This window comes from Streptomyces sp. NPDC127595, assembly GCF_042671685.1.
Classification (GTDB): Bacteria; Actinomycetota; Actinomycetes; order Streptomycetales; family Streptomycetaceae; genus Streptomyces.
This window is the reverse complement of sequence record NZ_JBHXWK010000005.1, coordinates 428,242-448,425: the sequence shown is the minus strand read 5'-3', so window position 1 is coordinate 448,425 and position 20,184 is coordinate 428,242. Positions and strand designations below refer to the sequence as shown.

The 20,184-nt window shown below is 70.5% G+C and carries 17 protein-coding genes and 1 tRNA gene; 7 read left to right on the top strand and 11 right to left on the bottom strand.

Translation table 11 applies throughout. The features are described from left to right. The first annotated feature begins 240 nt into the window (after nt 1–240). Nucleotides 241–1,161: a spermidine synthase gene (locus ACFVKT_RS18975; RefSeq protein ID WP_385732834.1), complete on the top strand. Its 921-nt coding sequence runs from the start codon at nt 241–243 to the stop codon at nt 1,159–1,161. Between the two features lie 18 nt (nt 1,162–1,179). Here ACFVKT_RS18975 and ACFVKT_RS18970 read toward each other — a convergent pair whose 3' ends face one another. Beyond that, the gene (locus tag ACFVKT_RS18970) at nt 1,180–1,704 is read right to left on the bottom strand and encodes a hypothetical protein (protein ID WP_385732832.1); all 525 of its coding nucleotides are present in this window, start codon (nt 1,702–1,704) and stop codon (nt 1,180–1,182) included. Nucleotides 1,705–1,868: 164 nt separating this feature from the next. Between ACFVKT_RS18970 and ACFVKT_RS18965 the strand changes: the two genes are divergently transcribed. After that, nucleotides 1,869–2,558 carry a response regulator transcription factor gene (locus ACFVKT_RS18965; RefSeq protein WP_385732830.1) on the top strand — a complete coding sequence of 230 codons (690 nt, stop codon included), beginning with the start codon at nt 1,869–1,871 and terminating at the stop codon, nt 2,556–2,558. 28 nt (nt 2,559–2,586) lie between these two features. Further along, entirely contained in the window at nt 2,587–3,963 is a 1,377-nt protein-coding gene (locus ACFVKT_RS18960) for a sensor histidine kinase (RefSeq protein WP_385732827.1), read from the top strand. A 386-nt stretch (nt 3,964–4,349) separates the two neighbouring features. Here ACFVKT_RS18960 and ACFVKT_RS18955 read toward each other — a convergent pair whose 3' ends face one another. Further along, nucleotides 4,350–5,522: an FAD-dependent oxidoreductase gene (locus tag ACFVKT_RS18955; RefSeq protein ID WP_385732825.1), complete on the bottom strand. Its 1,173-nt coding sequence runs from the start codon at nt 5,520–5,522 to the stop codon at nt 4,350–4,352. A 17-nt stretch (nt 5,523–5,539) separates the two neighbouring features. Continuing rightward, nucleotides 5,540–6,244 carry a TetR/AcrR family transcriptional regulator gene (locus tag ACFVKT_RS18950; protein WP_385732822.1) on the bottom strand — a complete coding sequence of 235 codons (705 nt, stop codon included), beginning with the start codon at nt 6,242–6,244 and terminating at the stop codon, nt 5,540–5,542. A gap of 254 nt (nt 6,245–6,498) precedes the next feature. On the opposite strand from ACFVKT_RS18950, the gene ACFVKT_RS18945 reads away from it, so the two are divergent. Then, a complete protein-coding gene (locus ACFVKT_RS18945; protein WP_385732820.1) occupies nt 6,499–7,989 on the top strand; it encodes a cellulose binding domain-containing protein in 1,491 nt (496 codons plus the stop codon). Nucleotides 7,990–8,202: 213 nt separating this feature from the next. On the opposite strand, the gene ACFVKT_RS18940 is transcribed toward ACFVKT_RS18945, so the two are convergent. After that, nucleotides 8,203–9,051, bottom strand: coding sequence for a helix-turn-helix transcriptional regulator (locus ACFVKT_RS18940; RefSeq protein WP_385732818.1), 849 nt, complete (start codon nt 9,049–9,051; stop codon nt 8,203–8,205). A gap of 176 nt (nt 9,052–9,227) precedes the next feature. On the opposite strand from ACFVKT_RS18940, the gene ACFVKT_RS18935 reads away from it, so the two are divergent. Continuing rightward, the gene (locus ACFVKT_RS18935) at nt 9,228–10,007 is read left to right on the top strand and encodes an NAD(P)H-dependent oxidoreductase (RefSeq protein WP_385732816.1); all 780 of its coding nucleotides are present in this window, start codon (nt 9,228–9,230) and stop codon (nt 10,005–10,007) included. Between the two features lie 389 nt (nt 10,008–10,396). On the opposite strand, the gene ACFVKT_RS18930 is transcribed toward ACFVKT_RS18935, so the two are convergent. The 4 genes from ACFVKT_RS18930 to ACFVKT_RS18915 form a co-directional block, all read right to left on the bottom strand. After that, nucleotides 10,397–11,824: a GH1 family beta-glucosidase gene (locus ACFVKT_RS18930; protein WP_385732814.1), complete on the bottom strand. Its 1,428-nt coding sequence runs from the start codon at nt 11,822–11,824 to the stop codon at nt 10,397–10,399. A 97-nt stretch (nt 11,825–11,921) separates the two neighbouring features. Continuing rightward, a complete protein-coding gene (locus ACFVKT_RS18925; protein WP_385732812.1) occupies nt 11,922–12,827 on the bottom strand; it encodes a carbohydrate ABC transporter permease in 906 nt (301 codons plus the stop codon). Next, the gene (locus ACFVKT_RS18920) at nt 12,824–13,855 is read right to left on the bottom strand and encodes a carbohydrate ABC transporter permease (RefSeq protein ID WP_385733188.1); all 1,032 of its coding nucleotides are present in this window, start codon (nt 13,853–13,855) and stop codon (nt 12,824–12,826) included. The genes ACFVKT_RS18925 and ACFVKT_RS18920 overlap by 4 nt, the downstream gene beginning before the upstream one ends. 242 nt (nt 13,856–14,097) lie before the next feature. Further along, nucleotides 14,098–15,417 (bottom strand): extracellular solute-binding protein, encoded by a 1,320-nt coding sequence (locus tag ACFVKT_RS18915; RefSeq protein ID WP_385732810.1) that lies wholly within the window; start codon nt 15,415–15,417, stop codon nt 14,098–14,100. 374 nt (nt 15,418–15,791) lie between these two features. Between ACFVKT_RS18915 and ACFVKT_RS18910 the strand changes: the two genes are divergently transcribed. Further along, nucleotides 15,792–16,847, top strand: coding sequence for a LacI family DNA-binding transcriptional regulator (locus ACFVKT_RS18910; protein ID WP_385732808.1), 1,056 nt, complete (start codon nt 15,792–15,794; stop codon nt 16,845–16,847). Between the two features lie 81 nt (nt 16,848–16,928). After that, nucleotides 16,929–17,756: a serine/threonine protein kinase gene (locus tag ACFVKT_RS18905; RefSeq protein ID WP_385732806.1), complete on the top strand. Its 828-nt coding sequence runs from the start codon at nt 16,929–16,931 to the stop codon at nt 17,754–17,756. 83 nt (nt 17,757–17,839) lie between these two features. Here the strand turns inward: ACFVKT_RS18905 and ACFVKT_RS18900 are convergent. The 3 genes from ACFVKT_RS18900 to ACFVKT_RS18890 form a co-directional block, all read right to left on the bottom strand. Further along, nucleotides 17,840–17,912 (bottom strand) — tRNA-His (locus ACFVKT_RS18900). 140 nt (nt 17,913–18,052) lie between these two features. Further along, complete coding sequence (gene orn / locus ACFVKT_RS18895) at nt 18,053–18,655, bottom strand: oligoribonuclease (RefSeq protein ID WP_385732803.1); 603 nt, start codon at nt 18,653–18,655, stop codon at nt 18,053–18,055. A gap of 114 nt (nt 18,656–18,769) precedes the next feature. Beyond that, a complete protein-coding gene (locus ACFVKT_RS18890; protein ID WP_385732801.1) occupies nt 18,770–20,005 on the bottom strand; it encodes a helix-turn-helix domain-containing protein in 1,236 nt (411 codons plus the stop codon). Between the last annotated feature and the right edge of the window lie 179 nt (nt 20,006–20,184).

Sequence of the window (20,184 nt, the reverse complement as noted above, 5' to 3'; positions counted from 1 at the left end):
GAGGGGTCCGTAGGGCCGCCCCCGAATCCGCTGCCGAGGGGCCCGAAGAGCCGTCACTGACGCCGCCGAGGGGTCCGAAGCACCGTCACCGAACGCGCCGCCGAGGGCCCGAAGAGCCGCCACGTAACCCGCCGCTGAGGGGTCCGAAGGGCCGTGACTGACCCCGCCGCTGGGGGCCCCGCGGGCCGTCACCGAACCCGCCGCTGAGCCGACCCGCCCGTACGCCCCGATAATGGCCAGATGGCAAGGGCGAGGAACAAGCGGTCCGACGACGGGCGCGACGCGGGTCGTGAGGCCGGGCGGGGCTCGCGGCGCGGGCAGGCGGCCGCCGCCGAAGCCGTCGTCGAGGCGGTCGACGGCGGGCTCGCCGAGCTGATGCCCGACCGGGACCGGGCGCGCGCCTGGACCCTGCTGATCGACGGAGCCCCGCAGTCGCACGTCGACCTCGACGACCCCGGGTACCTGAGCTTCGAGTACCAGCGCCGCCTCGGCCATGTCATCGACCTCGTCGCCCCGCCCGGCAAGCCCGTGCACGCCGTGCACCTCGGCGGCGGCGCCCTCACCCTCGCCCGCTACACCGCCGCGACCCGCCCCCGCTCCACCCAGCAGGTCATCGAACGCGACGCCACTCTCGTCCAACTGGTCCGCCGTGAGCTGCCGTTGGATCCCGGCGCCCGCATCCGGGTGCGTTCCATGGACGCCCGTGAGGGGCTCGCGAAGGTGCCGGACGGCTGGGCGGACCTGGTGATCGCGGACGTGTTCAGCGGGGCGCGCACGCCGGCGCACCTCACCTCCGTCGAATTCCTCACCGACGTCCGCAGGGCCGTCAAACCCGACGGCCTGTACGCCGCCAACCTCGCCGACGGCCCGCCACTCGCGCATCTGCGCGGCCAGATCGCCACCGCCGCGGCCGTCTTCCCCGAACTCGCGCTGATCGCCGACCCGACGGTGCTGCGCGGCAAACGCTTCGGGAACGCCGTCCTCGTCGGCTCCGCCCGGCCGCTCCCGCTGGCCGAACTGACCCGCCGGGCGGCCTCGGACCCGCACCCGGGACGCGTCGAACACGGCAAGGACCTCGCCGACTTCACCGGGGGAGCGATGCCGGTCACGGACGCGGCGGCGGTGGCGTCACCCGCGCCGCCGCCATCGGTCTTCCGCTGAGCCGTCCCCGGCCCGCGCTCAGTACACCTGCACCCGAGGCGCGCTGTCGTGCCATGTGCAGAACACCGTCAGCCGGTCCACCCCCGAGCTGAACTCCACCCGGATCCACGTCTCCGTCTTCCACACCTGCATCGACCAGCCCGAGCCCGGGGTCGCCGAGACGAGCGTCGCGGACGTTTTGCCGAGCGCGAAGACCGCGCGGCCGCCATCGGTGTCGTAACTCTTGACCTGCGCGGATGAGGCGTCGGACGAGGACGGCGGGGGGCTTGCGCCGGGAGTCTTCGAGGGGGTCGCGCTCGGCTTCGGGCTCCGCGGCGCCTTGCTCGCCTCTTCGACGGAGCGGTCCGACGCCTCGGCCCGCTCCGTCGAGGTGGCGAGCGGCTTCGCCTGCGGCGTCGTCACGTCGCCCGCCGTGATGGGCAGCGCGCGCGGCGGGTCGTACGCCGTCCCCGTCATCACCGAGTGGACACCCCACCACGACAGCGTGACCGCCGCGCCCGTGGCGAGCGACCAAGCGAGTACGTGTACGAGTCCTCTGCGCATCGCGGCCATACTGCCTCACGACCGCCCCACGCGTCCCAGGGGTCTCTCAGACTTCGCGCACCACTGGGCCCTGGTCGCGTTGTCCACAACCGGCCCGTGCGGACTCGTACCGAGTTGTCCACAGGCACCGGAGCGGCTCGCCCGGATGGCGTACGGTCCTGCCCATGGCAAGTGTGCTCGTGGTCGAGGACGACCAGTTCGTACGCTCAGCCCTCATCCGGCATCTGACCGATGCCGCGCACACCGTGCGCAGCGTCGGCACCGCCCTTGAGGCGCTGCGCGAGGTCGCCCATTTCTCCTTCGACGTCGTGATCCTCGACCTCGGTCTGCCCGATCTGGACGGGGCCGAGGCGCTGAAGATGCTGCGCGGAATCACCGACGTGCCGGTGATCATCGCCACCGCGCGGGACGACGAGGCGGAGATCGTCCGCCTGTTGAACGACGGCGCGGACGACTATCTGACCAAGCCGTTCTCGGTCGAGCACCTGTCGGCGCGGATGGCGGCCGTCCTGCGTCGCGCCCGGGTGCCCGCGGGGGACGCGCCCCCGTCCTCGGTCATCCGGGTCGGAGGGCTGGCCATCGACCCGCTGCGCCGCCAGGCCGAACTGGACGGCGTACGGCTGGATCTCACCCGGCGTGAGTTCGACCTGCTCGCCTTCCTGGCCGGGCGCCCCGGTGTCGTCGTGGCACGCAGGGAACTGCTCGCCGAGGTGTGGCAGCAGGCCTACGGTGACGACCAGACCATCGACGTCCATCTGTCCTGGCTGCGGCGGAAGTTGGGCGAGACGGCGGCCCGGCCGCGCTATCTGCACACCCTGCGGGGTGTCGGCGTGAAGCTGGAGCCGCCGCTATGAACCGGATGCCGGTCGGAGGGTGGGCGTCATGAGGTGGGCGCTGGTCAAGGTGTGTGTGGCGGTGACCACCATGGTCGTGGTGGCCTTCGCGGTGCCGCTCGGCCTTGTCATGAAGGAGATGGCCAGGGACCGGGCGTTCTCGAACGCCGAGCGGGAGGCCGCGGCGATCGCGCCGGCGCTCTCCATCACCACCGACCGGGACCAGTTGGAGCGGGTCGTCGCCTCCGCGGGTTCGGACCAGGGCATGGCCGTGCACATACCGGCCGCCGACGGCGCGGCCGCGGTCGAGATCGGCAAGCAGCGTGCCGCCGACGAGGACATCACCACCACCCGGAAGCTGGGCCGCGCCTCCACCACCGAGGTCCCCGGCGGCTCCACCCTGCTCCAGCCCGTCGCGCTGAGCTCCGGCGAGATCGCCGTCGTCGAGGTGTACGTCCCCGAGTCCGAGGTCAGCAACGGCATCGGCACGGCCTGGGCGGTACTCGCCGCGGTCGGCGTCGCGCTCATCGTCGGCTCGGTCGCGGTGGCCGACCGGCTGGGCGTGCGGATGGTGCAGCCTGCGCAGCGACTGGCCGAAGGCGCGCACGAGCTGGGCGAGGGCAAGCTCGGGGCGCGGGTGCCCGAGGAGGGGCCGACCGAACTGCGCCTCGCGGCGGTCGCGTTCAACTCGATGGCCGATCAGGTCGTACAACTGCTCGCCAACGAAAGGGAGTTGGCGGCCGATCTCTCGCACCGGCTGCGTACCCCGCTGACCGTGCTGCGGCTCAACACGGCCTCGCTGGGCGACGGACCGGCCGCCGAGCAGACCCGGGCGGCCGTCGCGCAGTTGGAGCGCGAGGTCGACACGATCATCCGGACGGCCCGGGAGGCCAAGCCGCAGACGGCCGCGATAGGCGTCGTCGCCGGGTGCGACGCGTCCGAGGTCGTGCGCGAGCGGATGGACTTCTGGTCGGCGCTCGCCGAGGACGAGGGCCGCAAGGTGCGGGTCGCGGGCGTGGACCGTCCGGTACGCATACCGGTCGCCCGCGCCGACCTCGTGGCCTGCCTCGACGCGCTCCTCGGCAACGTCTTCCGGCACACCCCGGAGGGCACCGCCTTCGCCGTCGACGTGCACAACAGCGAGGACGCCGTGATCGTGCTGGTGTCGGACGCGGGTCCCGGGATCATGGACCCGGAAGCGGCGATGGCACGCGGGCGCGGGTCGGGGAGCGACGGCTCGACCGGGCTCGGCCTGGACATCGTGCGCCGGCTCGCGGAGTCGACGGGCGGGGATGTGCGGATCGGTTCGTCCGTGCTCGGGGGGACGGAGGTGCGGATCTGGATCCAGCTGGACGGTCGCGCGCCGGTCCGGCGCGGACATCGGGGGGCTGTACGGCGTCGTCGGCGGGGAGTGGGTGTGGGCTGACGTTCGTCGGGTCGGGTCGGGTCGGGTCGGGGTCGTAGAGGTCGTAGAGGTCGTAGAGGTCGTCGCGGCGACGGGGCGACGGGGCGTCAGGCCGACGGGGCGACGGCGCGACGGGGTGAGTCGGTCTGCCGGGGCCTCCGCCTCGCCTCGGCTTGGGCTTCCGCGTGAGCTTCGACCTGGGCCTCGGCCTACGCGGGGGCTTCCGCTGGGTCGCGGTCTATGCCTGGGTTCCCGGTTGTGTCTGGGCTCCTGCCTGAGCTTCGACCTGGGCTTCCGCTAGGTCTCGCCTGCGCCGGGGCTTCCGCTGGGTCGCGGTCTACGCCTGGGCTTCCGGTTGTGTCTGGGCTCCCGCCTGAGCTTCGACCTGGGCTTCCGGCCGGTCTCGCCTACGGCTGGGCTTCTGCCCGGGCCTGGTAGCCGGCGAAGAGGTCGAGGAGGCCCTGGGGGGCGTCGTCGCGGAAGCAGACGACCAGGTTCTCGGCGGACTCGGCCGCGGAGGTCTCGCTGCGCGGGAACAGCGCCTGCTCGTACGCGGCGAGGGCGGCTTCGGTGTCGCCGGGGTGCGCGGCGAGGGCGGCGCCGAGTTCGGCTCCGTCGAGCATGGCGAGGTTGGCGCCCTCGCCGGCGAACGGTGACATCAGGTGGGCGGCGTCGCCGAGCAGGGTGACGCCGGGCACGCGGTCCCAGCGGTGGCCGACGGGCAGGGTGTGGATCCGGCGGGGGACCAGCGCGCCGTCGGCGTCGGCGATCAGCGCCCGCAGGCTCTCGTCCCAGCCGGCGAATTCATCGAGGACGGCGGCCTTGGCCAGGCCGGTGTCGGTGAAGTCGATGCCGTCGATCCACTCCTCGGGCACCTTGAGCGCGGTGTAGATGTGCAGGCTGCCGTCGGGCTCCCGGTGGGCGAGGAAGCCCTTGCCCGCGCCGAGGGCCATGAACATGCCGCCTCCGACGACGCCTGCGCTACCGGGGTGACGGGTGTCGGCGTCGAGCAGGTCCGCCTCGACGAACGACAGGCCGGAGTAGACGGGGGTGGCGTCGGAGACCAGCGGGCGGATCCGGGACCAGGCTCCGTCGGCACCGATCAGCAGGTCGGTGGTGAAGGCGGAGCCGTCGGCGAGGGTCACCTCATGGCGGCCGTCGCCGAGCGGGTGTGCCCCGGTGACCTTTACGCCCCAGCGGACCGTGCCCTCGGGCAGCGAGTCGAGCAGGAGGTCGCGCAGCTGGCCGCGTTCGACCTCGGGCCGGTCGCCGTCGCCCTCGTCGTCCTGCTTCATACGGACGACGGAGTGCTGGTCGAGGACGCGCATGGCCTCGCCGCCGGGGTGGACGAGGGCACGGAAATCATCGTGGAGGCCGGCGGCGCGCAGTGCGGCCTGACCGGATTCCTGGTGGATGTCGAGCATGCCGCCCTGCGCACGGGCGGTCGGGGAGGCGTCCAGGTCGAAGAGGGCGGCCTCGATGCCGTGGACGTGCAGGACGCGGGCGAGAGTGAGGCCGCCGAGTCCGGCGCCGATGACGGCTATGGGGTGGTGAGTGACTGTGGTCGTGGTCGTGGTCATGGTCGTGCTCCTTGGGTCTAGGCGGGCCTGGGGGTGTGCAGGATGCCGTTGATCAACATCTGGAAGCCCCAGGCCATACGTGCTTCCGGTGGGCCTGCCAGCAGCTCGTCGGCGAGTGAGGCGATGCGCGGGTGGGTGTCCCTGGAGGCGTTCTGAAGGGCGTGGGTGAGGGCGTCCCAGTCGTCCTGGGTGCCGGCGGCCCCGTCCTGGACGGCGTGCTCGGCCGCGGTCGCGGTGGCGACCTGCAGCAGCAGGTCCACGCCCCAGGCCGCCTGTCCGGGCGGCACGCCGCCCTCGTCCAGCAGGGCCAGCAGCCGCTCGACGAGATTCAGGTAGTGCTCTCCGCTGGGGCGGGCCACCAAAGCCGACTGGGCCAGGCCCCGGTACTCGAACAGCACGCCGGTGTAGGAGGTGAGGACCTTCTCCAGCCGCTCCCGCCAGTCGCCGTCGTCGGCCGGGGGCGACTCGACGGTTCCCAGAAGCTCGTCCAGGACGGCGGCATGCAGCTCCGCGGTGTTGCGGACGTACACATAGAGCGAGGCCGGGCCGGTGTCCAGCTCCTGCGCCAGCCGCCGCATGGTGACCTTCTGCAGGCCCTCGGCACGAGTGATCTCGACGGCGGTGGCGACAATGCCGTCCCGTGTCAGGGCCGGTTTGGCAGGGCGCTCGCGGCGACTGCGGCCGCGACCGCCCGGCGTATCGGGGTGATGAGCTGCTGCCATGTCTTCAGAGTAACGAACATGTTCGTTACGAACAAGTTCAGAACGAACATGTTCGCCCGCCAAACCTGTTCATGGACCCGCACGGCCTCCGCGCAGCGAGAATTGGTCTCGACCTTTAACCGCCCCCGATGCCTTCCTTAAGCGCGCCCTAAGATCGCCAACCCCCGTCCGGATGAAGAGGTTTGCCCGAATCCGGATCGCTAGCGTGCTCCCGCACCCACCCCCCCGTGAAACCGCGAAGGCAGGCACACGCGATGAGCAGTACGCAGCACCGGCGCAAGGTCAGTGGCAGGAATAAGGCGATAGGTGGCGTGGTCGCCGCGGCCGTGGTCGGCGGTGGCGCCTTCCTGTTCTCCGGGACCGCGCAGGCGGCCGACGTCGGAGCCGCGTACACCAAGACCAGTGACTGGTCGACCGGCTACACCGCGCAGTACGTCATCACGAACGGCACCGGCCAGGTGAAGGGGGACTGGACGCTGCAGTTCGACCTTCCCTCGGGCGCCACGCTGAGCTCGCTGTGGAACGGCGAGTCCAAGGTGAGCGGGCAGCACGTCACGGTGAAGCCGCCGACCTGGGACAAGGACGGCCTGGCGGTCGGTGAGTCCGTCACCGTCGGCTTCGTCGTGAACGGCTCCGCGAACCCGACGGGCTGTCTCATCGACGGCGCCAAGTGTTCGGTGGACGACGGCGCGACACCGGAACCGACCGGCCGCCCGACCGAATCGGCGACCCCGACCTCCAGCCCCGCGCCGACGACGACCCCGAGCTCCAGTCCCGCGCCGACGACGACCGCGACTCCGACCCCGACGGCGACCGGCACCCCCTCCGAGACCCCTGGCGGCGGCACCACCGCGAGCGCCGGCTTCGCGCCCTACGTCGACACCTCCCTCTACCCCGCCTTCGACCTGGTCGCCGGCGCCGCGGCCACCGGCGTGAAGGAGTACAACCTCGCCTTCGTCACGGACGGCGGCGGCTGCACGCCCAAGTGGGGCGGTGTGACGGACCTGGCGAGTGACGCGGTCGCGGCGCAGATCGGTGCCCTGCGGGCGAAGGGCGGCGATGTCCGCGTCTCGTTCGGCGGTGCCTCCGGCTCGGAGCTGGCCACGGCCTGCTCCTCGGCCGACGCGCTGCTGACGGCGTACAACAAGGTCGTGGATGCCTACGACCTCACGAAGGTCGACTTCGATGTGGAGGGCGGTGCGCTGCCGAACACGGCGGCGAACACGATCCGAGCGAAGGCCATCGCGAAGCTCCAGCAGCAACACCCGTCGCTGGACGTGTCGTTCACGCTGCCGGTGATGCCCGAGGGCCTCACCCAGGACGGCGTGAACCTGCTCGCCGACGCCAAGGCGAACGGCGTCTCCATCGACACCGTCAACATCATGGCGATGGACTACGGCCCCGCGTACAGCGGTGACATGGGCACCTACGCCGAGCAGGCGGCCACCGCGACGCAGGCCCAGGTCAAGAGCGTCCTCGGGCTCTCCGACAGCGCGGCCTGGAAGGCGGTCGCGATCACCCCGATGATCGGCGTCAACGACGTGACGACGGAAATCTTCAAGGTCGAGGACGCCACCCAGCTGGTCGCCTTCGCCAAGTCCAAGGGCATCGGCTGGCTCTCCATGTGGTCCGTCACCCGCGACAAGCAGTGCCCCGGCGGCGCGAAGAACTTCGCCGACGCGACATGCAGCTCGATCGTCCAGGACGCGAACGCGTTCTCGAAGGCCTTCGGCGCCTTCAACTAGCCACCTCCGCACGGGGGAACCTAGCCACCTCTGCACAGAGAGGTACCTAGCCACCTCTGCACGGGGGCACCCAGCTCCCTCCGTACGGGGCACCCAGCCCCCTCTGTACGGGGGCAAGCGTCCCGGCCGGCACTTCCCCCATCCGGCCGGGGCGCGTGGGCTTACAGCACGTCCGCGTTCATGGCGATCGGTGGGTGGGTGGGCGTCGTCGAGTTACTCGCGGAGCTGAGCGTTCACCGGGGGGTGGGCGTCACCGCTGTCCGCGCCCAGGCCCGCGAGCAGGCGCAGCCCGTCCTCGGCGGGGCTGCCGGGGGCCGCGGACAGCACCAGCAGTTCCGTGCCTGATCCGTCCGGCAGCGCGAAGTTCTCCTGGTGCAGCTCCAGCAGTCCGACCAGCGGGTGCCGGTACGCCTTGCGTCCGTGTGTGCGGGCGCGCACGTCCGCGCGGGCCCAGAGGCGGCGGAAGCGTTCGCTGCCCATCGCCAGCTCGCCGATGAGCGAGGCCAGGCGGGGGTCGTCGGGGTATTTGCCGGCGGCCAGGCGCAGGTGCCCGACCACGTCGAGGGTGCAGTTCTCCCAGCCCGCGTAGAGGCCGCGCTCGGCCTCCTCAAGGAAGATGTGCCGGGCGGTGTTCAGGCCGGGCAACGGCCGGCCGTAGAGGAGCCCGGCGAGGCGGTTCCCGGCGAGCACGTCGAGGCGGTAGTCCATGATCAGCGCGGGTGCGTCGGCGACCAGGTCGAGGACGCGCAGCAGCTCCGGCCGGACCCGCCCGCCCGGCGCCTTCGCGCGGCGGCGGCGCTGCCGCGCGAGCCGGTAGAGGTGTCCGCGTTCGGTCTCGTCGAGGCCGAGGACGCGGGCGAGCGCGTCGAGGACCTGCTCGGAGGGCTGGGTCGCGCGGCCCTGCTCCAGGCGCACGTAGTAGTCGACGCTGACTCCGGACAGGTGCGCGACCTCTTCGCGGCGCAGCCCTTCGACCCGGCGGCGGCTGTCGGTGGGGATGCCGACGGCCGACGGATCGACCCGGGAACGCCGGGTCCGCAGGAAACCCGCAAGGTCGTCCATGCGCCCAGTATGGCCTCGGTGATGCCCGCGAAGGTGGCCCTGCCGTTACCAGGAAGTCCCGTCCTACGGAAGAAGCGCCCCTGAACGCCGGGCGCCGCGGCGGCAAGTATCGAAGGCACCTGATCCGTAGGCACGTGGGCACCTGCCCCGCAGGCACCCGATCCGAAGGAGTTCCCATGAAGACGCTGATCGTCCACGCGCACCCCGAGCCGATGTCGCTCAACAGCTCGCTGAAGGACCTGGCGGTGTCGACCTTGGAGACCGCGGGGCACGAGGTACGGGTGAGCGATCTGTACGCGATGAACTGGAAGGCGGTCGTGGACGCCGCGGACTACGGCCCCGACGCCTCAAGTCCGCTGAAGGTCGCCCTGGACTCGGGCCGGGCCTTCGACGCCGGCACACTCACGCCGGACGTCCTCGCCGAGCAGGAGAAGCTGCTGTGGGCGGACACGATCATCTTCCAGTTCCCGCTGTGGTGGTACACGATGCCCGCGATTCTCAAAGGCTGGGTGGACCGGGTGTTCACCTATCACTTCGCCTACGGCGTCGGCGAGCACAGCGACACCAGCTACGGCGAACGCTTCGGCGAAGGCACCCTCGCGGGCAGGAAGGCCCTGCTGTCGGTGACCGCCGGCGGCCCGGAGTCGCATTACACCGCTCGCGGGATCAACGGCCCCATCGACGATCTGCTGTTCCCGATCCACCACGGCATCCTCTATTACCCGGGCATCGAGGTGCTGCCGCCGTTCGTGCTGTACGGCGCCGACCGGACGACCGCCGAGGACTTCCCGGACATCGCCAAGGCCTGGGAGCAGCGCCTGCTCACCCTGGAGTCGACCGAGCCCATCGCGTTCCGGAGGCAGAACTTCGGCGACTACGAGATCCCCTCGCTGCACCTGAAGGACGGCCTGGAGCCCACGGGCCGCACGGGTTTCGGGTTGCACGTGCGCGGCTGACCACCGGCGATGGGCGGGAGGAGCCGGGGTGCGAACCCGAGGAGGCAGCCTCGCCTGGTTCGAGCTGGGTGCGCCGGTGGCTCCGTACCGGCCGCTGTAAGTCACCCCGTGTCCGTGGGTCTGTGTCGTGGCGCGGCGGAACGCGGTGGGATCGCGCGCATGTGGGTGCGGACGCGGCCGAGGATGTCGTCGAGGGCGGCGATGTCCGGGGTGGCCAGGGGGCCATCAGGAGTCGCCGGACCACTTCGACGTGGCCTGGGCGCGCGCCCCGGACCCCGCCCAGACAGGTACGCGCCCCCAACAACCATGGGGCGCGGCACTCCCCTCACAGCGCCGCGCCCCGTCCCCCGCTACCCCCGTTCCCCCCCCGGCTCTCCCCGGGCGATCGCCTAGTCGACGCCCACCCCCGGCAGCACCCCCGTCCGCGCCGCCTCCCCGTACCACCGCGCACTCGACTTCGGCGTACGCGCCAACGTCGCGTAGTCCACGTACACCGCCCCGAAGCGTTTCCCGTAGCCGTACGCCCACTCGAAGTTGTCCATCAGGGACCAGAGGTAGTAGCCGCGGACGTCGGCGCCGTCGGTGATCGCGTGGCGTACGGCCGACAGGTGACCGTGCAGGTAAGCGATCCGCTCGGGGTCGTGGACGCGGCCGTCGGGGTCCGGCTTGTCGTCGTAGGCGGCGCCGTTCTCGGTGATGTAGAGGGGCAGGCCGGGGGCCTCACGGGCGTAGCGCATGATCAGGTCGTGCAGGCCGCTCGGGTCGATCGTCCAGCCCATCCCCGTACGCTCGCCCGGCGTCTGGTGGAAGGCGACGGCGTCCGCACCCGGCCAGGGGGAGTGCGCGCTCGTGCCGTGCCCGTCGGCTCGCGGACCGTCCGACTCGGTCGTCGCGGCCGAAACAAGCGTCGGCGTGTAGTAGTTGAGGCCGAGCGCGTCCAACGGCTGTTTGATCAGGGCGAGATCGCCGTCAAGGACGTACGACCAGTCCGTGATCGACGCCGTCGACGCGAGCAGGCTCTGTGGGTACGCGCCGTGCAGTATCGGCCCGTGGAAGACACCGTTGGCGAGGTCGTCGATGCGGCGCGCCGCCGACAGGTCCGCCGGGTCCTGTGAAACCGGCCTGACGACCGAGGAGTTGAGGCTCACCGCGATCGTGTTGCGGTGGGGCATCACGGCGCGCAGGGCCGAAGTGCCCAGGCCATGCGCCAGGTTCAGGTGGTGTGCGGCCTTCAGGGATGCCGCCGGGTCCGTGCGGCCCGGAGCGTGCACACCGGAGCCGTACCCCAGAAAGGCGGTGCACCAGGGCTCGTTGAGGGTGATCCACTGCTCCACGCGGTCGCCCAGCGCGTCGCCCACGATCTGCGCGTACTCGGCGAAGCGCAGCGCGGTGTCGCGCGCGGGCCAGCCGCCCGCGTCCTCCAGCTCCTGCGGGAGGTCCCAGTGGTAGAGGGTGACGGCCGGTTTGATGCCGTGCGCGAGCAGCTCGTCCACCAGGCGGCGGTAGAAGTCCAGGCCGCGCTGGACCGCGGGGCCGCGGCCCGTCGGCTGCACCCGGGACCAGGAGACCGAGAAGCGGTACGCGGTCAGGCCCAGGTCCGCCATCAGGGCCACGTCGTCGCGGTAGCGGTGATAGTGGTCGACGGCCACGTCACCGGTATCGCCGCCCGCCGTCCTGCCCGGCGTATGGCTGAAGGTGTCCCAGATCGAGGGCGTGCGGCCGTCCTCCCGTACCGCTCCCTCGATCTGGTACGCGGATGTCGCCGCGCCCCAGAGGAAGGCGGGAGGAAAGGTCACGGGCGTCAGGGGCTCAGGCATGGAAGCGCTCCCATAGGGGGTCGTGGAGGCCGACGAAAAGAATTCAGGGGAAGGGGAAAAGGGGCCGAGACGGCGGTGGCTCGGCCCCACAAGAGTGTCAGCCCTTGACGGCGCCCTGCATGATGCCGCCCACGATCTGCTTGCCGAAGAGCGCGAAGACCAGCAGGAGCGGCAGGGTGCCGAGCAGCGCGCCGGCCATGATCAGGGACTGGTCGGGGGTGAAGCCGCGGCCGAGCCCCGCGACCGCGACCTGCACGGTCGGGTTGCCCATCTGGGTCAGGACGAGGAACGGCCACAGGAAGTCGTTCCACGTCTGCACGAAGATGAGCATGCCGAGCACGGCCATCGCGGGCCGCGCCGCCGGGAACACCACGTGCCAGATCACCCGCCAGCTGCTCGCGCCGTCCACCCGGGCCGCCTCGATCAGCTCGTTCGGCAGCGCCTGGATCAGGTACTGCCGCATGAAGAAGACACCGAAGGCGCTCACGAGCGACGGAAAGATCACCGCCTGGAGCTGGTCGGTCCAGTCGAGCTTGGCGACCATCATGTACAGCGGGATCACGCTGAGTTGGGGCGGGATCATCATGGTGCCGATGATGATCAGCATCATGGCGTTACGGCCCCTGAAGCGCAGCTTGGCGAAGGCGAACCCGGCGATCGTGGAAAGGACGACGACGGTGACCGCCGAAATCCCGGACACGATCGTGGTGTTGAGCATCGCCTCGCCCAGATTGGCGTCCTTCCAGGCGAGTTCGAGCTTGTCGAAAAGGCCCGAGCCGAACCAGAACGGCGGAGGCGTCTGCGCCAGCCGCTGGTTGTCGCGCGAGGCGGCGATCGCCGTCCACACCAGCGGGAAGAGCGAGCCGATGGTGAACAGCACGAGCACGGCGTACGCGATCGGGCCGCCGTGCAACTGCCCGCCCGCACGGGCCGACTTGGGGCGCCGGGTGCGTTTGGGCGGTTCCTTCACAGGGTCGGTTGGGGGCGTCAGTGTCGTCGTCACGGCCTGTACTCCTCACTACTGGCGCGCAGCCGGCGCGAGATGACGTAGTTCACGATCCCGATCACGATGAGGATCAAGAACATGGTCCAGGCGATGGCGGAGGCCCGGCCCAGGTGCTGGTTCACCCAGCCCTGCTCGTACAGATAGAGGCCGAGCGTCTGGAACTGGTGCTGGGCGCCGCCCGACGCACCCTTGTTGGCGTCGAAGAGGAGCGGCTCGCCGAATACCTGGCTCGCCCCGATCGTCGAGACGACGACGGTGAACAGGATCGTCGGACGCAGCGACGGCAGGGTGACGTGCAGGAACTGCTTCCAGCGCGAGGCGCCGTCCAGGGCCGCCGACTCGTACAGGTCCTGCGGGATGGCCTGCATCGCCGCCAGATAGATCAGCGCGTTGTAGCCGGTCCAGCGCCAGATGATGATCGTCGAAACGGCTATCTGCGAGGGCCACTTGTCGTTCTGCCAGTCGATGTGGTCGAACCCGACGGCGTTCAGCGCCCAGTTGATCATTCCGTAGTCGCGGCCGAAGAGCAGCACGAACACGAGCGAGGCGGCAGCGATCGAGGTGGCGTACGGCGCGAGCATCGCGACCCGGTAGAAAGTCGAGCCGCGCAGCCTGTAGTTGAGGATGTGGGCGAGGCCCATCGCCATCATCAGCTGCGGGACGGTGGAGATGATCCCGATGGTCAGGGTGTTCTTCGCCGCGTTCCAGAAGAAGTCGTCGTCGAAGATCCGCGTGTAGTTGCGCAGGCCCACCCAGTCCATGTCGGTGGGCGCCGTCAGCTCCACCGTGTGCAGCGAGGCCCAGCCGGTGTAGATCAGCGGGAAGAGGCCGAAGGCGAGGAAGAGCAGGAAGAACGGCGAGACGAAGGCATACGGGCTCCAGCGCATGTCCCGCTGCCATCGGCGGGAGAGCCGGGCCCGGCGTCGAACGTCCCGTTCCGCGGGCGCAGTTGACGGGGTCCGGTCGGCCGGGGCCGCGCCCCCCTCCTGCTCGGGGGGCGCGGCGGTGTCGTGCCGGGGCGAGATTCCGGTCACCGGATGTCTCCGAGGCGGTGGCGGCCTTCAGATCGGAGGCCGGGTGCCGTCCACACGATTGGGTGAACGGTGCCAGATGCGTTGCGAGAACCAAGCATGCGGCTGGATCCTTGGTGTCGTGGTAGACCGGGCTGGTTCCAACCCGGCTGGTGTTGATCGCGTAGGACTTGATCGCTCGCTGAGCGGTCGAGCAGCGTGAGCCAGGAATCCCCTCGCTCCGGCTGGGGGAGGGTTCAATTCTCCAGGTTGTTGTCGATGGTCTTGGTGGCGTTGGCCCAAGCCTCCTCAGGAGACTTGCCCTGAGTCACCAAGACGACGCCGTTGTCCGTCAGCCCCTGCTGGATGATCTGGTCCTTCGGGCCGATCGTCTGGACCGGGATGTTCTTGGCGGCCTCGGCGAAGATCGTGCCGATCGGCGCCGTACCGGTCATGTCGTTCTTGGCGTCCTTCACCGCGGCCGAGTCGTACGCCGCAGGGGTGCTCGGGAAGCTGCCCTGCACGGCGAAGAGCTTGGCCTGCTGCGCGGGCGCCGTCAGCCAGGCGGCCAGCTTCGCGGCCTCCTCGGTGTTCTTGCCGGCCTTGGGAACGGCGAGGAAGGAGCCGCCCCAGTTGCCGGACTTGGGCGCCTGGGCGATCTCCCACTTGCCGGCCGCGTCGGCCTTCGACTTGCCCTTGATGTAACCGAGCATCCACGGCGGGCAGGACATCGCGGCGAACTTGCTGTTGGCGATCGTCGTGTCCCAGGCAGGCTGGAACTGCGTCTGGTTGCCGATCAGTCCGTCCTCGGCGGCCTGCGCGGTGAGGTCGAACGCCGACTTCACGGCCGGGTTCGTCTTGTAGATGACCTCGCCCGCGGAGTCGTAGAACCGCTCGGTCTCACCGCTGAGGATCGCCTGGAGCAGACCGCCGGGGGAGTCCAGGAAGGTGGTGCCCTTGGGTGCCTTGGCCTGGTACTGCTTGCCGACGTCCACGAACTTGTCCCAGCTGCCCGTCCACAGCTTGCCGACCTCCTCGCGCTCGCTGGGCAGACCGGCCGCCTCGAACAGGTCCTTGCGGTAGCAGATGGCCATCGGACCGATGTCCGTGCCGACCCCGATCGTCTGCCCGTCCTTGGTGGTGGCCTGCTTCCATTTCCAGTCGAGGTAGTCGCTCTCCTTGCCGTACTTCGACAGGTCGAGCAGCTTGGTCGCCTGGGTCCCGACGATCTCGGCGATGTTGCCGACTTCGACCATCTGGATGTCCTGGAGGCCGCTGCCGGTGGTGAGGTGGTTGATGAGCGCGGGGTAGTAGTTCTCGTTGCGCTCCACTACGGTCTGCTGGATGTCGATGTCCGGGTGGAGCTTCTCGTACTCCGTGTACAGGCCGGATTCCTCGAAGCCCGCGGTGCCGAAGAGGCCGAGCGTGATCTTGGTCTTGCCGCCGCCATCACCTGCCGACGAGTTCGAGTCCTCGTCCTTGCCGTCGTCGGCACAGCCGGCCAGCAGCCCGGCGCCCAGCGACGCGATCGTCGCGAGGACGACCACCCTGCGGGCGGTTCCGTTACGTGCTCGCATTGCGTCCTCCTGTTGCCCTGACGTGCCGACCCCCCGGCCAACTGCATTGTTGGGCCCGTTTGTTCACGCTGCGGCTCGGGCGGGGAACGTGCGGGATGTGTATGTGTCAGGTACCGTGGGAGCGCTCCCACAAGTGATGTGTTGAAGAGTCGTCGGTTCGCGCAGGGGTGTCAAGGGAGCGGACGCGGAGAACCGCGTTCAGTTATCCGCCTGTTAGCGAACGTCGACGGGACGAACGAAAACGTGCCGAAGTGGGGTTCCCTGGACGGGCCGTGGCGCCGGCGGCGCCCATGCCCGGCCCGGGTTCATGAACAGGGCTGTTAGATTCCAGACCAGTCGCGGAGTGATCCGCGGTGTGACGGGAGGCGACCACGATGGCAGGCCACGGAGCGCGGGGCCGGAGCGGCGGCCGGCCGACCCTCGAGGAGGTCGCCGCGCGAGCCGGGGTGGGCCGCGGGACGGTGTCCCGGGTGATCAACGGCTCCCCACGGGTCAGCGACGCGACCCGCGCGGCCGTCGAGGCGGCGGTCGCGGAGCTCGGCTACGTCCCCAACACGGCGGCCCGCGCCCTCGCGGCCAACCGCACCGACGCGATCGCCCTCGTCGTCCCCGAGCCCGAGACCCGCTTCTTCGCGGAGCCGTACTTCTCGGACATGCTGCGGGGGGTCGGAGCGGCGCTGTCCGACACCGAGATGCAGCTCCTGCTGATCTTCGCGGGCAGCGACCGGAAGCGCCAGCGCCTGGCCCAGTACCTCGCCGCCCACCGGGTGGACGGCGTCCTGCTGGTCTCGGTGCACGCGGACGACCCGCTGCCCGATCTCCTCTCCCAGCTGGGGATCCCGGCGGTGATCAGCGGCCGCCGCTCGGCGGAGGAGATCCTGCCGTCCGTCGACTCGGACAACTACGGCGGGAGCCGCGCGGCCGTCGAGCACCTGATCGCCCAGGGGCGCCGCACGATAGTCCACCTCGCCGGCCGGCTGGACGTCTACGGCGCCCAGCGCCGCGTCGACGGCTACCGCGAGGGCCTGCGCGAGGCCGGCCGGGAGCCCGACGACCACCTGATCGTCCCCGGCGACTTCACCGAGGAGGGCGGCCGCCGTGCGATGACGGAGCTCCTCTCCCGCTGCCCCTCCCTCGACGCGGTCTTCGCCGGCTCGGACGTCATGGCCGCCGGCGCCCGCCAGGTCCTGCGCGAGCAGGGCCGCCGTATACCGGACGACGTGGCCCTCGTCGGGTACGACGACTCCGCCATCGCCCGCCACATGGACCCCCCTCTCACCAGCGTGCGCCAGCCCATCGAACTGATGGGCCGCGCGATGATCGGCCTCCTCCTCGACGAGATCGCGGACCGCCGCCCGGCGGCGTCCCGGGAGCTGGCGAAGCGACAGGTCGTCCTGCCCACGGAGCTGGTGGTCCGGGCGTCCGCGTGACGCCGACGCCGGCTGGGCCGGTTGCCCGTCGCCGTCACCGAAGTGCAGCGCGGGCGCGCTTCGGTGAGGCAGGGTGGCCCCATGGTTCTGCATCCCCTGCTCGGAGTCGAAGAAGTGCCTGCTGTGGAGCCCTATCTGGGCAGAGTGGGAGAGGTGTTCAAGGCGTACCGCGAGCAGGACTCGGGGTGCGTCTCCTACGGGGTGCAACTGCTCGACGGCGCACGCTGGTTCGTCAAGGAGGCGGTCACCGACGACGCGCGGCGGTCACTGGAGCGCGGCTGGGCGTTCCACCGCGCGGTGCGGCACCGGGCCATCGTGCCGCAGGTCCACCGGATCGCCGTACGGCAGAGCTGGGCGGTGGTGATGCCCTGGCGGGACGGCGAGGTGCTGTACCACCCCACGCTCGACGGACCGCGGGACCGTACGAACCCGGCCGGCCCGATGGCCCGCTTCCGCGCCCTCCCGACCGACCGCGTCCTCCGCGCCTTCGACCGGGTCCTCGACGCGCACCTCGCGGTCGAGTCCGCCGGCCAGATCGCGGTCGACTTCTACGACGGCGCGCTGCTCTACGACTTCGAGGGGGATGTGACCCACCTGGTCGACCTCGACGAGTACCGGCCGGGTCCCTTCGTGGTCGAGGAGGACCGGCTGCCGGGCTCCCGGCGGTTCATGGCGCCCGAGGAGTTCGTACGCGGGGCCGTCATCGACACCCGTACGACCGTGTTCACCCTGGGCCGCGCGGCCCGGCTCCTCCTCGACGCCGGCGACGAGGAACGCGCCTGGCGAGGCACACCCCAGCAGTTGGCGGTGATCGAACTCGCCACCGAACCCGACCCGGACGCCCGCTTCGAGAACGTCCACCGCTTCGCCGACGCGTGGCGCGAGGCGGGTGGCTCGGGCAGGGGGTGACGCCCATGGCCGAGCCGACGGTAAGGCGGGGGCGAACACGAACAAGGCCCGGCCTGTTTCCAGGTCGGGCCTTGATCAATCAGGGTGAGTGACGGGACTTGAACCCGCGGCATCCTGGACCACAACCAGGTGCTCTACCAGCTGAGCTACACCCACCATGCCCGGTCTGGGTTTCTCCGACCGGCCGAGAAAAAGTGTACAGGGTCCGAAGGGGTGCTCGCGCCCGGCTTTTGTGGGGGCCCAGCAGGGCCCCGACAAAGGTCGGTCCGGTTGCGAAGCGAAGGGTCTGGCCGGTCCTATTCGACGGGCAGGACGTGCTTCGCGGCGATGGCGCGGGCGGTCTCCGAGTCGGGGCCTGGCTGCGGGACGAAGATCGCCTCGCGGTAGTAGCGGAGCTCGGCGATCGACTCGCGGATGTCCGCCAGCGCGCGGTGGTTGCCGTTCTTGTCCGGGCTGTTGAAGTACGCCCGCGGATACCAGCGGCGGGCCAGCTCCTTGACGGAGGAGACATCCACGATGCGGTAGTGGAGGTACTCCTCCAGGGTCTGCATGTCGCGGAGGAGGAACCCCCGGTCCGTGCCCACCGAGTTTCCGCACAGCGGGGCCTTGCCCGGTTCCTTGACGTGCTCACGTACGTAGGCGAGGACCTGTGCCTCGGCGTCCGCCAAGGTCGTGCCCGCGTCCAGCTCGGTGAGGAGACCGGACTTCGTGTGCATGGTCCGCACCACGTCCGGCATCGTCTCCAGCGCCCTGTCCGGCGGCTTGATCACGATGTCCACGCCGTCACCGAGTACGTTCAGCTCAGAGTCGGTGACCAGCGCGGCCACCTCGATGAGCGCGTCATCCGACAGCGAGAGACCGGTCATCTCGCAGTCGATCCACACCATGCGATCGTTCATGTGCCTCACCCTACGGCCCACCACGCCCGGGTGAACCGCCCGTGCGTGCGGCACGGGCGGGGACCCGAGGGCCCCCGCCCGTTGAAACGGCGCGAATGGTGGAAATGGTGGGAACTACTGGACGCTGCGCTGCCCCGGAAGGCTCGCCCGCCCCGCCGCGTACAGCTCCGCGCCCACCTTGCCCGAGTCCGTCGACATGGACGCCGACGCACCGACGACGCCCGCGGCCGCCGTACGGCGGGTCTGCGACGGAACCGAGCTCTCCTGATGGATGGCCGGTGGCGGTCCCACCGGGCCCGCGCCGTCCGTATCCGAGGGCCGGTCGGCGGACTGCGGCCGACGGGCCCGGTACGCGGCCCGGTACGCAGCCGGCGACGAGCCGAGCTGGCGCCGGAAGTGACCCCGCAACGCGACCGGCGAACGGAAGCCGCAACGGCCCGCCACCTCGTCGACCGAGTAGTCCGACGTCTCCAGGAGACGCTGCGCCTGGAGCACCCGCTGAGTGATCAGCCACTGCAGGGGAGCGCTCCCGGTGAGCGACCGGAAACGGCGGTCGAAGGTCCGCCGGCTCATGTACGCACGTGCCGCCAGCGTCTCCACGTCGAACTGCTCGTGCAGATGCTCCAGCGCCCAGGCGACGACCTCCGCGAGGGGGTCGGCGCCGATCTCCTCCGGCAGTGACCGGTCGAGGTAGCGCTCCTGGCCGCCGCTGCGACGCGGGGGAACCACCAGACGACGGGCCAGCGCACCGGCCGCTTCGTTGCCGTGGTCCGTCCGCACGATGTGCAGACAGAGGTCGATTCCGGCCGCCGTACCCGCCGATGTCAGTACGTCTCCGTCGTCCACGAAGAGTTCTCGTGGGTCGACGTGGACGGACGGATAGCGCTTGGCGAGCGTCGGCGCGTACATCCAGTGGGTGGTCGCCGGACGGCCGTCCAGCAGACCCGCCGCGGCCAGCACGAAGGCGCCGGTGCACAGCCCGACTATGCGGGCGCCCTCCTCGTGCGCTCGGCGCAGTGCGTCGAGCGCCTCCTCCGGTGGCGGCGAGGTGATCGACCGCCAGGCGGGCACGACCACCGTGCCTGCCCGCGAGATCGCTTCCAGGCCATGTGGCGCGGTGAGTTCCAGGCCCCCTGTGGTCCGCAGCGGGCCTTCCTCGCCCGCGCTCACCAAAAGGCGATAGCGCGGTACGCCGGCGTCCTGGCGGTCAATCCCGAACACCGACAGCGGTATGGAACTCTCGAAGATGGGGCCGCCGCTGAACAGCAGCACCGCGACGATCTCCTTGCGGCGTCGCCCGGAAAGTTTCCGGGCCGCGGCTTCCGGCGCGGCAGTGGAGTCGTGGCTCATCCTGCTAAGCCCCCCTCGGTGGTCGCGGCTCCTCGGTTGTGTCGCTCCTGCACGTTTCCCCTCGGTCCTGCACGAGTCCCCCGCCGTAAGACGTCAAGATCGAATCTACTGTGTCCCGTGGCGCCAAGGTGACCAGTTCGATACTCAACAGAATGTCGACAAGGCAACTTGGCGTGAAG